The organism is Exilibacterium tricleocarpae (assembly GCF_007004655.1).
In the GTDB taxonomy this organism is placed as follows: domain Bacteria; phylum Pseudomonadota; class Gammaproteobacteria; order Pseudomonadales; family Cellvibrionaceae; genus Exilibacterium; species Exilibacterium tricleocarpae.
In genome coordinates, this window is sequence record NZ_ML660110.1 from 52,571 (window position 1) to 67,727 (window position 15,157).

The window sequence follows — 15,157 nt, forward strand, 5'->3', positions numbered from 1 at the left end:
GCCGGTTGTGCTGAACGCTGCGGCGACAAATACAGGGCCGGTAGAGCTCAGCGTCGAGTAGCGCGCCCTGAAGCAGGCACTGTGCGGGGCGCCAGGTCCCTTTACCATCAGTACCGTCCACCGAGTATTTGGGGTCCGAGTAAAAACCAAAAGTCCGGTTTTTACTCGGACCCCAAATAGGTTCAAACCGACTGTATTAATCGACCACCTGCTATGATCCAGGGCGACAGACCTTATACCCGCAACGGCGAATTCCTGCCGGGACAGCAGTGGCCGCCGGGCATGACCCGGGTGGCGCTCAGTGTCGAGTACAACGGCGTCCCTTATCACGGCTTTCAGGCCCAGCGTACCGGCGTGGCGACAGTGCAGCGCACGCTCGAGGCGGCCCTGTCAAAGATCGCCGCCGAGGCGATTACCCTGGTCTGTGCCGGGCGCACCGATGCCGCGGTTCATGCCACCAACCAGGTGGTGCACTTCGATACGCTCGCCGAGCGCAGAGACCGCGCCTGGGTATTGGGCACCAATACCCACCTGCCGGATACCATCAGCGTGCGCTGGTCCCGGGTCGTCGAACCGCAGTTCCACGCCCGTTTCAGTGCCCGCTGTCGCACTTACCGCTACCTGATCTACAACGGCGCCGTGCGCACCGCGCTGCAACACGACCAGTTTACCTACTTCCACCGCGCGCTCGATCTCGAGGCCATGCGTGCCGGCGCGGCGACACTGCTCGGCGAGCATGACTTCAGCGCGTTTCGCGCCTCCCAGTGCCAGGCGAAAAATCCGGTGCGCCGTATCGATCGACTCGATATCGCCAGGTTTGGGGACCTGGTGATATTGGAGGTGCGGGCCAATGCTTTTCTGCACCATATGGTGCGCAATATCGCCGGCGTATTGCTGGCGGTGGGGTGCGGCGACTGCCCGCCGGGCTGGGTGGCCGAGGTGCTGGCCAGCCGCGACCGCAACGCCGCCGGCGTGACGGCGCCGGCAGCCGGACTCTACCTGGTGGCCATCGACTATCCGGCCCGCTTCGGGCTGCCGCCGCAGGTGCCCGGGCCCCACTGCCTACCCTTTGCCCTGGGCCGCCTGCCCGGCCTCGAAGGCGGTGGCGACGGTGATTTCCGGGGTGGTGGATAGCAGCAATCGGCGCGCGAATCTGGTAGTATCCGCGCTTTGCCTCAGAGGCTGATTTATGGCTGGCGCCGTCAGGGTCAAGATTTGCGGGATCACCTCTGCGGTGGATGCCGCCGCCGCTGTGGCGGCGGGTGCCGACGCCCTCGGGCTGGTGTTTTGGGAGCCGAGTCCGCGCAGCATAACGCCGGCCCAGGCGCGCGATATTGCCGCCAGTGTCGGACCGTTTACCGCACTGGTTGGCTTGTTTGTCGACCCCGAAAAGGCGTTGGTGGAGCGGGTCCTGGCGGCGGTGCCTCTGCACTTGCTGCAGTTTCACGGCGACGAGCCGCGCGCGTATTGCGAACAATTCCAACGCCCGTATCTAAAGGCGCTGCGCATGCGAGCCGACCTCGAGGTGGAAGCGGCCATGGCCGGCTACGACTCGGCCACCGGTATTTTGCTGGATGCCTATCGCCCGGGTGTTCCCGGCGGCACCGGCGCCACTTTCGACTGGGCCCGAGTACCCCGGGGCAACAGTGAGCGACTGATTCTGGCCGGTGGCCTGACCGCCGCCAACGTGGGTGAGGCCGTCGAGCGGACCCGGCCCTATGCGGTGGACGTCAGCGGCGGCGTGGAGCTGGCGCCCGGGCGTAAAGACCCGCAGAAAGTCGCCGCTTTTATTACTGCCGCGAAGGGAGCCGGCACTGCGGAATAAACCCTAACGGGCTGACACGTTAGTACACTGAGAAGCTTGATCTTCTGAAAACTTTAGTATCCCGACAACATCGAGTGACGGACAAGTGAACAATCCAAAACCAGTACCCGCAATCGACTATCAAAGTGTGCCCGACAACCGCGGCCACTTTGGCCCCTATGGTGGAAAATTCGTTTCCGAGACGCTGATGCCGGCGTTGGAAGAACTGGAAACCATCTATAACCGCCTCAAAGATGATCCGGACTTTATCGCCGAGTTCGATCGCGATCTGGCCCACTATGTCGGCCGTCCGTCGCCGTTGTATTTTGCCGAGCACTGGAGCCGTGAAGTCGGCGGTGCACAGATTTTTCTCAAGCGCGAGGACCTGAATCACACCGGTGCCCACAAGGTCAACAACACCATCGGCCAGGCGCTGTTGGCCAAGCACACCGGCAAGCGCCGGGTCATCGCCGAGACCGGTGCCGGACAGCACGGTGTCGCCAGCGCCACGGTGGCGGCGCGCCTGGGGCTCGAATGCCAGGTCTACATGGGGGCGGAAGACGTCAAACGCCAGGCGTTGAACGTCTACCGCATGAAACTGCTGGGGGCTGAGGTGGTGCCGGTGCAGTCCGGCTCGCGCACCCTGAAAGACGCCATGAACGAGGCCATGCGCGATTGGGTGACCAATGTCGACGACACCTTTTATATTATCGGCACCGTGGCCGGGCCCCATCCCTACCCGCAACTGGTCAGGGATTTTCAGTGCGTTATCGGCCGCGAGGCGCGAGCCCAGTGTCTCGACCTCACCGGGCGCCTGCCCGACGCACTGGTGGCCTGTGTCGGCGGCGGCTCCAATGCTATCGGCCTGTTTCATCCATTCCTGCCTGATCAGACTGTGGCCATGTACGGTGTCGAGGCCGGCGGCCTGGGACTCGACACCGGCAAGCACGCCGCCCCTCTCAGCGATGGTATCCCCGGTGTCCTGCACGGCAACCGCACCTACCTGATGGAAGACGAAGACGGCCAGATTATCGAAACCCATTCGGTGTCGGCGGGACTCGATTACCCCGGCGTGGGTCCCGAGCACGCCTGGTTGAAGGATATGAAACGGGTCGAGTACGTGGCCGTCGACGACGACGAAGCCCTGGCGGCGTTTCGCAAGCTGACGCTGGTGGAGGGCATACTGCCGGCGCTGGAATCGAGTCACGCCCTGGCCTATGCGGAAAAACTGGCCGCGCAAATGCACCGCGACGAGATTATTGTCGTCAACCTGTCCGGACGTGGCGACAAGGATATTCTCACCGTCGCAGCCCTCGACGGCATCGAGGTGTAGTGGCGCCGTCACCCGGCTTCTCAGAAGATAGCGATAAACGGAAACCCATGAACAGAATTACCGAGAGCTTGAGTCGCTTGCGCGCTCAGGGGCGCAAGGCGCTCGTCACCTATATCGTCAGCGGCGATCCCTACCCGGAGGCGAGTCTGCCGGCCATGCACGCACTGGTGGCGGCGGGCGCAGATATTATCGAACTGGGCGTGCCCTTTTCCGATCCCATGGCCGAGGGGCCGGTGATTCAGCGCGGGCACGAGCGCGCGCTGGCGGCCGGTACCAGCCTCAGGTCGACCCTGGCGCTGGTCAGCGCCTTTCGCGAAAGCAACCGCGACACGCCGGTGGTATTGATGGGGTATGCCAATCCCATCGAGCGGATGGGCTATCGGGCCTTTGCCGAGGCGGCGGCAGGGGCAGGGGTGGACGGGGTGCTGACCGTGGACCTGCCCGCCGAAGAGGCGCAAGGCCTCAACTCTGAACTTAAAGCGGCGGGCATCGAAACCATTTTTCTGCTGGCGCCCACCACCGCCCCGGCCCGGGCCGAACGTATTGCTGCGATGGCCAGTGGTTTCCTCTACTATGTGTCCCTGAAGGGGGTGACCGGTGCCGGTCACCTGGATGTGGATGCGGTCAAAGCGAAACTGGCGATGTTGCGCGAACTGACCGATTTGCCGCTGTGCGTGGGCTTTGGCATTAAGGATGCGGCCTCGGCCAAGGCCATCGCGGCCAGCGCCGACGGCGCCGTGGTGGGCAGTTTGCTGGTGGACCATATGGGTGCTGCCGCCGCGGCCGACAGCGAGGCCATCGCCGCCGGTCTGGTGCAACGGGTGGCGCCGATCCGCGCGGCCATCAATGAGATGAATTAGTGTTTGTGCGAGGATAGGATCAATGAGCTGGTTAGATAAAATCGTACCTTCCGTGGTTCGCTCCGATGGCAAGCGCGGCGGCAGCAGCAAGGTCCCGGAAGGACTGTGGAAAAAGTGCGTCAAATGCGCGGCGGTACTGTATCGCCCGGAGCTGGAACGCAATCTCGATGTCTGCCCCAAGTGCGATCACCATATGCGCATCGGCGCCCGCACACGGCTGGATATTTTTCTCGACAGCGACAACCGCGAAGAGCTGGGGCTCGATGTCGAACCTATCGACCGCCTCAAATTCAAAGACGTCAAGCGCTACCGCGACCGCCTCTCCAGCGCGCAGAAGAGCACCGGTGAAAAAGACGCGCTGGTGGCCATGAAAGGCGAGCTGAACGGCCAGCCCATTGTGGCGGTGGCCTTTGAATTTGCGTTTCACGGCGGCTCCATGGGCTACGCCGTCGGGGAAAAATTCACCCGCGCCGCCCAGGTGGCCCTGGAGGAGAGAATACCGCTGGTGTGCTTTGCCGCCACCGGCGGCGCGCGCATGCAGGAAGCGCTGATTTCACTGATGCAGATGGCCAAGACCAGCGCCGTGGTCGAGCGGCTAAAAGCGCAGGGCATTCCTTATATTTCCGTGATGACCGACCCGGTTTACGGCGGCGTCTCCGCCAGCCTGGCGCTGCTCGGCGACATCAATGCTGCCGAGCCCGGTGCCCGCGCCGGTTTTGCCGGGCCCAATATCATTGAGCAGACTATTCGGCAAAAATTGCCGAAAGGGTTTCAGCGCAGTGAGTTTCTTTTGGAGCACGGCGCTATCGATATGATTCTGCATCGCAGAGACATGCGCGAGCGCATCGGTTCGATCCTCGCCAAACTCACCCACCGGCCCGCGGCCTAGCCCACCGACTTTGCGTCCATGAGATTTACGTCGCTGCGGGCGTGGCTCGACTGGCTGGAGCAGTTGCATCCCGCCGCCATCGAGTTGGGCCTCGACCGTATCGGCAAGGTCGCGCAGGCGCTGGGGGTGTTGCAGGTGGCGCCCACCGTCATTACCGTCGCCGGCACCAACGGCAAGGGCTCTTGTGTCGCCGCCATGGAGCAGTTGTTGCTCGATGCCGGTTACCGGGTCGGCGCCTACACCTCACCACACCTGGAACACTACTGCGAGCGCATTCGCGTACAGGGGCAGGCGGTCTCTGAGGCGGCGGTCTGCGCGGCGTTTGCCCGTATCGATGCCGCCCGGGGTGACACCAGCCTGACGTATTTCGAGTTCGGTACCCTCGCCGCCATGGCTATCTTTCTGGCCCAATCCGACACGCTGGATGTGATACTGCTGGAGGTGGGACTGGGCGGGCGTCTCGATGCCGTCAACCTGTGGGATGCGGATGTCGCGGTCATCACTTCTATCGCCCTGGATCACCAGGCTTGGCTCGGCAACGATCGTGAGACAATCGGGCGTGAAAAGGCCGGTGTGCTGCGTGCCGGGCGCCCGGCGATCTGTGCCGATCCGCAGCCGCCGGCCAGTATTGCCGCGGTGGCAGCGGACAAGGGAGCTGAGCTGCTGTCGATCGGTCGCGAGTTTGCCTGTTGGACAGGCACCGGCAGTTTCAGTGGGACAGGCACTGGCAGCCATGGTGACAGCCATGGGACTGGCAGCCATGGGACTGGTGCTGTTGGGACAGGCACTGCTGGTACTGGTGGTGATACGGGCAGTGGGACAGGCACTTACACTGCTGGGACAGGCACTGACACTGGGACAGGCATTGGTGGTGCTGGTGGTGGTGCTGGGACAGGCACTGCGGGCAGTGGGACAGGCACCGGCAATTGGTGTTTCAGTGGTCGCGGGCCGGCGGGCGAGGTCGTTCGCTTCGACGATCTGGCGCTGCCCGGACTGCCGCTGCCGAGTGTGGCCGCCGGGCTCCAGGCCCTGCTCTGCGCGGGTATCGCTTTGCCCGAGGCCCGCGTACGCACAGTCGTACCGCGCCTGTCGCTGCGGGGACGGTTACAGTCGCTCACTTTCCGCGGTATCGACATCCTGCTGGATGTGGCCCACAATCCGGCGGCGGCGGCCTACCTGCAGCGGCAACTGCGGCAGCGGCCGGTACCCGGCGCCACTTACGCGGTGGCGGCCATGATGGCCGACAAAGACCTGGAGGGCACCTTGGGGGCACTGACCGAACAGGTGGCAGCCTGGTTTGTAGGCGGCTTGGCAGGGGTGGCGCGGGCCGCCAGCGCCGCTCAGTTGCAGCAGGCGTTAACTCGTCTGAGCGCCCGGGTCAGCGCCTGTGATACAGTGGCGGAGGCTTTCGACCGGGCCGTGGCGGCTGCCGGGCCGGGCGACCGGGTGCTGGTGATCGGCTCCTTTCTGACCGTGGCGGCGGTATTGGCGCAGTGCCGCAAGGGCGAGGCTTGACAGTCGTTTTTTGAAACGGCTTGTCTAACAAGACTATGAAGACCAATTTTTTGAGATCAAAGGGGTTCGCGTGGACGACGGATTAAAACAACGGCTGGTAGGGGCGCTGGTATTGACAGCGGCTGCCGTCATCTTCCTGCCGGTGCTGTTTAATCGCGAAGTGCGCCGCCCGCTGGACGCTACCAGCCAGATTCCCCCGGCCCCCGGGCTGGTGCCGCTGGAGACCCGGGAGCCGGTGCGCCCCCAGGGCATCGTACCGGCCAAGGACCCCGAGGAAATGTTTCAGCCCAAGGAACCGGAGCCGGAGCGGCCGGTGCAAAAGCGCCTCGATCCCCAGGGTATCCCGGTCAGTTGGGTGGTGCAGGTGGCCAGCTTTACCAGCACGGCGCGCGCCGATAAGTTGCGCGAGCGGCTGCTGGCCGACGGTTACAAAGCCTATACCCGCCAGGTGAACACCGCCAAAGGGCCCGCCGTGCGGGTTTTTGTCGGCCCCAAGATCGACAAAGCCAGCGCCATGGCCGTCAAACAGGAGCTGGACAAGGCCTTGGATGTGGAGACACTGGTGCTGCGATTTCGACCTTGAGGTCGGGTCCTGGCGCTGAAAACCACTGCTGGTCACCGGCGCGATAGCTCTGCTAGAATGCAGCCCCTTCAGAGCGAGTCAGTTGAGCGGCCGCAGAACCTATGAAGTCGAACCTATGAATTGGGCGGACTGGACCATAGTAGCCATTTTGGCTGTCTCCAGCATTATCAGTCTGAAACGGGGCTTCGTGCGCGAGGCGCTGTCGCTGGCTAACTGGGGACTGGCGTTCATTGTCGCCATGACCTTTCGCGACTCCCTGGCGACACTTCTGGCCGACTCCGTGCAAACCCCCTCCGTCCGTGAAATGCTGGCCTTCGGCCTGTTGTTTGCCGCCACCCTGGTGGTGGGCGCCATGGTCAATTACCTGATCGGCGAACTGGTGAAGATAACCGGGCTGTCGGGCACCGACCGGATGTTTGGTATGGTGTTCGGGCTGGCGCGCGGTGTGATCGTGGTGGTGGCGATTTTGATACTGGTACCGGCGGTGGTACCGATTGACCAGGATCTGTGGTGGCGGGAGTCGGCGTTGATTCCGCAGTTTTTACAATTAGAGGACTGGACCCGGCAGATGGCCTCGGCGCTGTCGGACCGCGTTCTCGCACTGATAAATTAATCCCGGTGGATTGAGTTAGAGGCGATTATGTGTGGCATTGTCGGTATTGTCGGTAGGAACGATGTCAATTTAAAGCTCTACGGGGCTTTGACCATGTTGCAGCATCGCGGCCAGGACGCCGCCGGTATTGTCACCTGCGACGACAAAGGTAAGCTGGCGCAGCAAAAGGCCAACGGGCTGGTGCGCGATGTGTTTCGCACCCGCCATATGCAGCGGCTGGTCGGCAATATGGGTATCGGCCATGTGCGTTACCCGACGGCCGGCAGTACCGGTCCCGCGCTGGCGCAGCCGTTTTATGTCAACTCACCCTACGGTATCGCCCTGGCGCATAACGGCAACCTCACCAACCTCGAAGAGGTGGCCGAGCACCTGCACAAATCCGACCTCCGCCATGTCAACACGGATTCCGACTCGGAGGTGTTGCTCAATGTGTTTGCCCACGAGTTGCAGGCGCGCGGCAAGCCGGTGCCCTCCGAAGATGATATCTTCGACGCTATCGCCGCCGTGCACCGGCGCGTGCGCGGTGGCTATGCGGTGGTGGCGTTGATCGCCGGTTACGGCGTGGTGGCGTTTCGCGATCCCCACGGTATCCGGCCGCTGGTGTTCGGCACCCGGGAGAGCAAAAAGAGGGGCATTGAATACATGATCGCCTCCGAGAGTGTGGCGCTGGATGTGCTCGGGTACGAGCTGGTACGCGACGTCGCTCCCGGCGAAGCGGTCTATATTACCGGCGCAGGGCAGTGCCACACCCGCCAGTGTGCCGAGAATCCGTCGCTGTCGCCGTGTATCTTTGAGCATGTTTATTTTGCCCGTCCCGACTCTATTATGGATGGCGTGTCGGTATACAAAGCGCGCCTGCGCCAGGGGGAAAAGCTGGCGGACAAGATACTGCGCGAGCGCCCGGACCACGATATCGATGTCGTGATCCCCATACCCGACAGCAGCCGGGTTGCCGGCCAGGCGCTGGCGCAGCGCCTGGGCGTGAAATTTCGCGAGGGGCTGGTCAAAAACCGTTATATCGGGCGCACATTTATCATGCCCGGGCAACAACAGCGCAAAAAGTCCGTGCGTCAAAAACTCAATGCCATCGGTCTCGAGTTTCAGGGCAAAAACGTCATGTTGGTGGACGACTCGATCGTGCGCGGGACAACCTGCAAGCAGATTATCCAGATGGCCCGGGATGCGGGCGCCGCCAAGGTTTACTTTGCGTCGGCGGCACCGGCCGTCAAGTACCCCAATGTCTATGGTATCGATATGCCGTCGGCCAACGAACTGATTGCCCACGGTCTCGACCACGACGCCATTTGCAAAGAGATCGGCGCCGACTGGCTGTTGTATCAGGACATTGGCGATCTGGTAGCCGCCTCGGCGGAGGGCAATCCGGAAATTCAGACGTTTGAGGCTGCGGTGTTTACTGGTGAGTACATTACCGGTGATGTGGACAAGCGCTTTCTGGACCGCCTCGACGCCGCCCGTAACGACGCCACCAAAGCCCACAAAAACGGTGATGACGGCGATAGTGCGGTTATCGGATTGCACAACGATTCCGTTGAAGTTTCCTGACCGGCGCACAGTCCAGTCGGCACGGTACGGGGTCAGAGCAACAATTGCTTTTTAATTTTTGCTCTCACCCCTCGAGGAGGACCACCTTGCCTCAAATGGCACCTCCTTAGGCGGCATGGTGCGGGGACGTAACGTCAGTTGCGTCCCCTTCGAGGGGTGCCACTCCCCCGTGCCAGTGGCAGCTCCCCAGTGTACCGCGGGTTTATTACTGATCTACAAAACGGTCATATGTTGAGAGAATTGGCAGCTGGTCGAAAGTGGCATTTGCGGTACATAACCATAAAATACTGAGACAACCGGTATGACAGACAACCCCGAAGACCCTCTGGACCAGGCGGATATCGCCACCCTGGCGATTCGCGCGGGACACAGACGCACCCATGAGGGCGAACACGGCGAGGCTATCTTCACCACCTCCAGCTACGTATTCCCATCGGCGGCCGAGGCGGCGGCGCGCTTTGCCGGCGACGCCCCCGGCAATGTCTACTCCCGTTATACCAACCCCACTGTGCGCCTGTTTCAGGAACGTATCGCGGCGCTCGAAGGCGGTGAGGCCGCCGTCGCCACCGCTTCCGGGATGGCGGCCATCCTCAGTACCTGTATGGCATTGTTGAGCGCCGGCGATCACCTGGTCTGCGCGCGCAGCGTGTTCGGTACTACCACTGTGCTGTTTAACAAATACCTGCGCAAATTCGGCGTCGACACCACCTTTGTCGATACTACCGACTACGCCGCCTGGGAGCGCGCCATCACGCCCGCTACCCGGGTGCTGTTTCTGGAAACGCCGTCCAACCCGATTTGCGAGGTCGTGGATATCGCCCGCCTGGCCGAACTCGCCCGCGCGCATAATTGCCTGTTGATCGTGGACAACTGCTTTTGCACACCGGCATTGCAGCAGCCGCTGGCGCTGGGCGCCGATCTGGTGATTCACTCCGCCACCAAATACCTCGATGGCCAGGGCCGCTGTGTCGGCGGTGTGGTGGTGGGCAGCGCCGAACATATGGATGAAGTCACCGGGTTTCTGCGCTCGGCGGGGCCGACCATGAGTCCGTTCAATGCCTGGGTGTTTCTAAAAGGCCTGGAAACATTGCGCCTGCGCATGGATGCCCACTCCGCCGGCGCCATGACCATAGCCGAGTGGCTGTCTGCCCGGCCGGCGATTGAAAAAGTCTACTATGCGGGCCTGCCGTCCCACCCCGGGCATGCACTGGCCCGGCGCCAGCAACGGGCGTTTGGCGGGGTGCTGTCGTTCCAGGTCAAAGGTGACCGGGATGCGGCCTGGCGCTTTATCGACGCCACCCGGCTGATGTCGCTGACAGCCAACCTGGGCGATGCGAAAACCACTATCGTGCATCCGGCCACCACTACCCACAGCCGTCTGTCCGAGCAGGACAAGCAGCGGGCACAGATCACCGATAATCTGATCCGGGTAGCGGTGGGGCTGGAGGCAACTGCCGATCTGATCACAGATTTGCAGCGCGGTATCGATGCACTTTAACGACTTACTCTAAACTTTATTTTGTCACTGGCCGGCAGCTCCCTGGGTGGGGCGCGGCCCAGTCGGAGGATGCAGTGCAGTGGAAATTCTGGTCAGGCGTATTGTCAGCGAAATCGGCAAAGTGTTGTTGGGCAAGGAGCACCAGGTCAAACTCGCCCTGACCTGCCTGTTTGCCAGGGGGCATTTATTGATCGAAGACCTGCCCGGCATGGGTAAGACCACGCTCGCCCACGCGCTCGCCAATGTGCTGGGGCTGCGCTACAACCGCATACAGTTCACCAGTGATTTGTTGCCGGCGGATATCCTGGGCGTATCCGTGTTTGATAAAAATGCCGGCCAGTTCGAATTCCATCCCGGACCGATTTTTACCCAGGTGTTACTGGCTGACGAAATCAACCGCACCACCCCAAAAACCCAGAGCGCGTTACTGGAGGCGATGGAGGAGGGCCAGGTAACGGTGGAAGGGGAGACCCGCGCCCTACCCGACAATTTTTTTGTGATTGCCACCCAAAACCCCGTCACTCAGTCGGGCACCTACCCACTGCCCGAATCCCAACTCGATCGGTTTTTGATGCGCATCGAACTGGGGTACCCCGACCGCGACGCCGAGCGCGCCCTGTTTAAGGGTGAGGACCCGCGCCAGCGGCTGTCGCAGATATCCGCCTGTGTGACGCCGGTGCAATTGGGCGAGTTGCAAAGCGACGTGGAAAACGTACAGGTGGCCGACAGCCTGCTGGATTACCTGCAGCGGCTGGTGGAATACACCCGCGTCTCGAGCGCGTTTTCCTACGGCATATCGCCGCGCGGGGCGCTGGCGCTGCTGCGCTGCGCCAAAACCTGGGCGCTGCTGCACGGGCGCCGGCATGTGATTCCCGAAGACCTGCAGACAGTGATGCCCTCGGTGGTGGCCCACCGGGTGCGGGACGCGGCGGATTACGACGACCAGAGCGGCTATGCGCTGGTGGAGCGCGCGCTGAACGGCGTCGATGTGATCGGCAGCTGAACCCTGTTGGCCAAGCAGGTAACAACGAGGGTGACAACCTAGTTAACAACCCAGTTAAAAACCCAGTTAAAAACGAAGGTAGCGACGACGGTGGCAGTGAAGTACTTTCAACGGCGTTTCTGGCGCTGGGTGCGAAAACGGTTGCCGGCCCAGAGCCCGCAGACGCTCGACCGTTTCAAACTCTTTATTTTCCCGTCGGCGGCGGGCGCCGGATTTCTGGTGGTGACCCTGTTGTTGTGGCTGGTGGGCACCAACTATGAAAACAACCTGGTCATCGGTCTGGCGTTTTTGCTGACCAGTCTGTTTGTCGTGTCGATTCTGCATACCTTCGGCAATCTCTCCGGGGTGACGCTGCGGGCGCTGGACTCGGTGCCGGCGTTCGTCGGTGAAGATGCCGAAGTGACACTGTTGGTCAGTGCCGAAGGCGGCCGCCAGTATGAAAATATCCTGCTGGGCTGGCCCGATGGCAGCACCGTGGCGGCCAATCTGCTCGACAGCCGCGAAACCCGCTGCAAACTGTTTGTACCCACCCGCGAGCGGGGCTGGATGGACCCGGGCCGTCTGTTGGTGGAGACCTATTACCCGCTGGGATTAATGCGCTGCTGGACCTGGCTCGATCTCGATATCCGGGTGCTGGTCTATCCGCGGCCGATCTACGGCGGCAAGGTGCCGCCGGCCGAGGCCGTCGCCGACGACGGCAGCCTGGCCGCCGACCACGGCAGTGAGGACTTTAACGGACTCAAGGCCTACCGGCCCGGAGAGTCGCTGCGCCATATCGCCTGGAAGCACTATGCCCGCGGACAGGGTTTGCACACCAAAGACTTTACCGCCCTTGTCGACCAGCGGCTGTGGCTGGATTGGGAATTCTTTGACCGTTTCGATAAAGAGGGGCGCCTGTCGCGGCTGTGTTACTGGGTGTTGGAAATCAGTAAAACCCAAAACGAGTACGGCCTGCGCCTGCCCGGTGTGGAGATACGCCCGGGCAAGGGGCTCGAACATAAACAGCAGGTGTTGAAGGCCCTGGCGCTGTTTGCACCGCCGGCGCGCGCCGCCAGGCAGGTGGCGGCGTGAAACTGGTTTACCAACTGCCCCGCAACAGCCTGGCCTGGCTGCTGGTGGCCCAGGCGGCCGCCATCGCTCCCCATATACCGCGCCTGCCGGTGTGGCTGGTGGGCGCCTGGCTGTTTGTAGTGGCCTGGCGGGTGCAGGTGTTTCGCGGCGTCTGGGCGTTTCCCGGCGCGCCGGTGAAAGCGCTGCTGGTTATTGTCTGTGGTGCCAGTCTGCTGTTTGGCTACGGGCGCTTTTTCGGACTCGAACCCATGGTGGCACTGTTGCTGGCGGCCTTTGTGCTGAAGCTGCTGGAGATGCACCGGCGTCGCGACGCGCTGGTGGTGATCTACCTGGGCTTTTTCACCTGCTCCACCCAGTTGTTGTTTTCCACTACCATGCCGGCCGCTGTTTATGCGCTGCTGTGTGTGGTGTTGCTGACTGCGGCACTGATCGGACTCAACCAGTCCGAAGGCCATAAGCAGCCCTTGCGCAGCGTGCAACTGGCCGCCAAGCTGGTGCTGCAGTGCCTGCCGATGATGGTGTTACTGTTTCTGGTGCTGCCTCGCCTCGGCGCGCTCTGGTCGGTGCCGATGCAACAAAGTGCCGCTAGTACTGGTGTCAGCGACAGTATGTCGCCGGGCGATATCACCCGGCTTGCCAGAAGCGGCGGCCTGGCGTTTAGGGTTGCCTTCGACGGTGCAGTGCCGCCGCCGTCGCAACGCTATTGGCGGGGGTTGGTGTTTTCCCGATTTGACGGCCGCCGCTGGAGCCAGGCCCGAATTGCCGGGTTTCGCGACGGCCCGGTCCTGGCGACTCCTGACAATCCGCAACCCTGGCAGCGGCTGGTTGAGGTTTCGGGCTCATCGCGGACCTATGAAGTGATTATGGAACCGAGCCATCAACCGTGGCTGTTTGCCCTGGCCACACCCCGCGATTACAGCACCGGTATCAGTCTGACCCGGGATTTTCGTCTCGTATATCGCGAACCGGTGGGCAAGCGCCTGCGCTATCGGGTCACCTCTTACCCCGACTACCGGCTCGAGGCCCAGCCGCTGCCGGACTGGCGCCTGCGCCAGGAGCTGCAACTGCCGGACGATTTCAACCCGCGGGCGCGGCGTCAGGCCCAAGAGTGGTATCGGGACGCGGGCAGTACCGAGGCCTATGTCGAGCGGTTGCTGGACTATTACAACAGTGATTTTACTTATACGCTCGAGCCCCCACCGCTCGGTCGCGACAGCGTGGACGAATTTTTGTGGGGCACCAAGCGGGGCTTCTGTGAGCATTTTGCCGGCAGTTTCGTTTTTATGTTGCGCGCTGCCGGCGTGCCGGCGCGGGTGGTGGTGGGCTATCTGGGCGGAGAGCTGAATCCGTTGGAAGGTTATCTGCAGGTGCGCCAGTATGACGCCCACGCCTGGGCTGAAGTCTGGTTGCGCGGGCGTGGCTGGGTGCGGGTCGATCCCACCGGTGCGGTGGCGCCCGAGCGTATTGAGGCGGACCTGCGTAGCGCCCTGTCGGAACAGGAGTCGCAACTGGTCAGCGGCGTGCTGGCGCTCGACCGCTACCGGGCCATCGCCTGGTTGAATCGATTAAGGTTGCAGTGGGACGCACTTAACTACCGCTGGCACCGGCGTGTGCTGGGCTACGACAGCACTATGCAGGCGGGTCTGTTGCGGCAATTGTTGGGGGAGGTGAGTCCGTTGCGGGTGGCGTTGCTGGTGATCGGGGTTGGCGGTGCCATTCTCGGTTTGATTGCCCTGCGCGTATTGTTAAAAGGGCGCAAACCCCGCCCGAGTCCCGCTACCCGCCAGTATCAGCGGTTTGTGCGGAAGCTGTCCCGCGCCGGTCTGGCCCGCGCGCCGGGAGAGCCGCCGCGGGATTTTGCCCGTCGTGTTGCCACCCGCCGGCCGGACCTCGAGCAGGCAGTATTGGCAATAACCGATCTCTACGAGCGTATCAGCTACGCCGGCCAGGCGGCGCTGGTGCCCGAGTTGCGCCGCAGTGTGGCGCGGTTTACGGCGACTCGCAATCTGTTTCGTTAAGCCTGCGCTCTGTTTCGTCAGTCTCGCGTGCTGTTCTTATTTTTGATCCGCCAAGCTGTGGCATGGTGCGGGGTCGGGGTGCTCGAGTTTTGACCAGGTCTTGCCTGGTCAAAACTCAAGCACCCCGACCCCTTCGAGGAGCCCTTCGAACAATAAGCCTTGCACCAAAAAAGAAGCGTCTCAAAACAGTATGTTCCAATCTAGTGCGATTTTCCGGTGTGAGCGCCATTGCGGTGCATTTTATGGCAGGACAGCGTCGCAATATTTTTTAACTATTTGATTAAAAAAGAAAAAATCTTAGGGCATAAATAGTGCATGGCAGAGCTTTATGGCTTTAAACGCCAAGGGCTACAAAAATAATCCCGCCCGCAGGGTGCAATGGTCGTCAAACATGGCGGTGTTGCACC

13 protein-coding genes are annotated in these 15,157 nt (G+C 62.1%); all 13 read left to right on the forward strand.

What is annotated here, in order from left to right; translation table 11 throughout:
- The first annotated feature begins 213 nt into the window (after nucleotides 1-213).
- The 13 genes from truA (at nucleotide 214) to FKG94_RS25380 (ending at nucleotide 14,750) form a co-directional block, all read left to right on the forward strand.
- Nucleotides 214-1,134, forward strand: coding sequence for a tRNA pseudouridine(38-40) synthase TruA (gene truA, locus FKG94_RS25320; RefSeq protein ID WP_142929748.1), 921 nt, complete (start codon nucleotides 214-216; stop codon nucleotides 1,132-1,134).
- Nucleotides 1,135-1,189: 55 nt separating this feature from the next.
- The gene (locus FKG94_RS25325) at nucleotides 1,190-1,825 is read left to right on the forward strand and encodes a phosphoribosylanthranilate isomerase (protein WP_142929749.1); all 636 of its coding nucleotides are present in this window, start codon (nucleotides 1,190-1,192) and stop codon (nucleotides 1,823-1,825) included.
- A gap of 85 nt (nucleotides 1,826-1,910) precedes the next feature.
- A complete protein-coding gene (trpB, locus tag FKG94_RS25330; protein WP_142929750.1) occupies nucleotides 1,911-3,137 on the forward strand; it encodes a tryptophan synthase subunit beta in 1,227 nt (408 codons plus the stop codon).
- A gap of 47 nt (nucleotides 3,138-3,184) precedes the next feature.
- Entirely contained in the window at nucleotides 3,185-3,997 is an 813-nt protein-coding gene (gene trpA, locus FKG94_RS25335) for a tryptophan synthase subunit alpha (protein WP_142929751.1), read from the forward strand.
- A 22-nt stretch (nucleotides 3,998-4,019) separates the two neighbouring features.
- On the forward strand, nucleotides 4,020-4,886 hold the full coding sequence (gene accD, locus FKG94_RS25340; protein WP_142929752.1) for an acetyl-CoA carboxylase, carboxyltransferase subunit beta: 867 nt from the start codon (nucleotides 4,020-4,022) through the stop codon (nucleotides 4,884-4,886).
- An 18-nt stretch (nucleotides 4,887-4,904) separates the two neighbouring features.
- Entirely contained in the window at nucleotides 4,905-6,401 is a 1,497-nt protein-coding gene (locus FKG94_RS29080) for a glutamate ligase domain-containing protein (protein ID WP_218943644.1), read from the forward strand.
- 70 nt (nucleotides 6,402-6,471) lie between these two features.
- On the forward strand, nucleotides 6,472-6,984 hold the full coding sequence (locus FKG94_RS25350; RefSeq protein WP_142929753.1) for an SPOR domain-containing protein: 513 nt from the start codon (nucleotides 6,472-6,474) through the stop codon (nucleotides 6,982-6,984).
- Nucleotides 6,985-7,099: 115 nt separating this feature from the next.
- Nucleotides 7,100-7,597: a CvpA family protein gene (locus FKG94_RS25355; RefSeq protein WP_142929754.1), complete on the forward strand. Its 498-nt coding sequence runs from the start codon at nucleotides 7,100-7,102 to the stop codon at nucleotides 7,595-7,597.
- A 27-nt stretch (nucleotides 7,598-7,624) separates the two neighbouring features.
- Entirely contained in the window at nucleotides 7,625-9,160 is a 1,536-nt protein-coding gene (gene purF / locus FKG94_RS25360; protein WP_142929755.1) for an amidophosphoribosyltransferase, read from the forward strand.
- A gap of 301 nt (nucleotides 9,161-9,461) precedes the next feature.
- Nucleotides 9,462-10,658 (forward strand): O-succinylhomoserine sulfhydrylase, encoded by a 1,197-nt coding sequence (locus tag FKG94_RS25365; RefSeq protein WP_142929756.1) that lies wholly within the window; start codon nucleotides 9,462-9,464, stop codon nucleotides 10,656-10,658.
- Between the two features lie 79 nt (nucleotides 10,659-10,737).
- Nucleotides 10,738-11,661 (forward strand): AAA family ATPase, encoded by a 924-nt coding sequence (locus FKG94_RS25370; protein WP_142929757.1) that lies wholly within the window; start codon nucleotides 10,738-10,740, stop codon nucleotides 11,659-11,661.
- Nucleotides 11,662-11,751: 90 nt separating this feature from the next.
- Complete coding sequence (locus FKG94_RS25375; protein ID WP_218943645.1) at nucleotides 11,752-12,732, forward strand: DUF58 domain-containing protein; 981 nt, start codon at nucleotides 11,752-11,754, stop codon at nucleotides 12,730-12,732.
- Nucleotides 12,729-14,750, forward strand: coding sequence for a transglutaminase TgpA family protein (locus FKG94_RS25380; protein ID WP_142929758.1), 2,022 nt, complete (start codon nucleotides 12,729-12,731; stop codon nucleotides 14,748-14,750). Before FKG94_RS25375 ends, FKG94_RS25380 begins: the two co-directional genes overlap by 4 nt.
- The last annotated feature ends 407 nt before the right edge of the window (nucleotides 14,751-15,157 follow it).

Excerpts from the sequence above, each read along its gene's own strand:
- trpA (WP_142929751.1), top strand. The coding sequence starts at position 3,185 with ATGAACAGAATTACCGAGAGCTTGAGTCGCTTGCGCGCTCAGGGGCGC.
- FKG94_RS25325 (WP_142929749.1), top strand. The coding sequence starts at position 1,190 with ATGGCTGGCGCCGTCAGGGTCAAGATTTGCGGGATCACCTCTGCGGTG.
- truA (WP_142929748.1), top strand. The coding sequence starts at position 214 with ATGATCCAGGGCGACAGACCTTATACCCGCAACGGCGAATTCCTGCCG.
- accD (WP_142929752.1), top strand. The coding sequence starts at position 4,020 with ATGAGCTGGTTAGATAAAATCGTACCTTCCGTGGTTCGCTCCGATGGC.
- FKG94_RS29080 (WP_218943644.1), top strand. The coding sequence starts at position 4,905 with ATGAGATTTACGTCGCTGCGGGCGTGGCTCGACTGGCTGGAGCAGTTG.
- purF (WP_142929755.1), top strand. The coding sequence starts at position 7,625 with ATGTGTGGCATTGTCGGTATTGTCGGTAGGAACGATGTCAATTTAAAG.
- FKG94_RS25355 (WP_142929754.1), top strand. The coding sequence starts at position 7,100 with ATGAATTGGGCGGACTGGACCATAGTAGCCATTTTGGCTGTCTCCAGC.
- FKG94_RS25365 (WP_142929756.1), top strand. The coding sequence starts at position 9,462 with ATGACAGACAACCCCGAAGACCCTCTGGACCAGGCGGATATCGCCACC.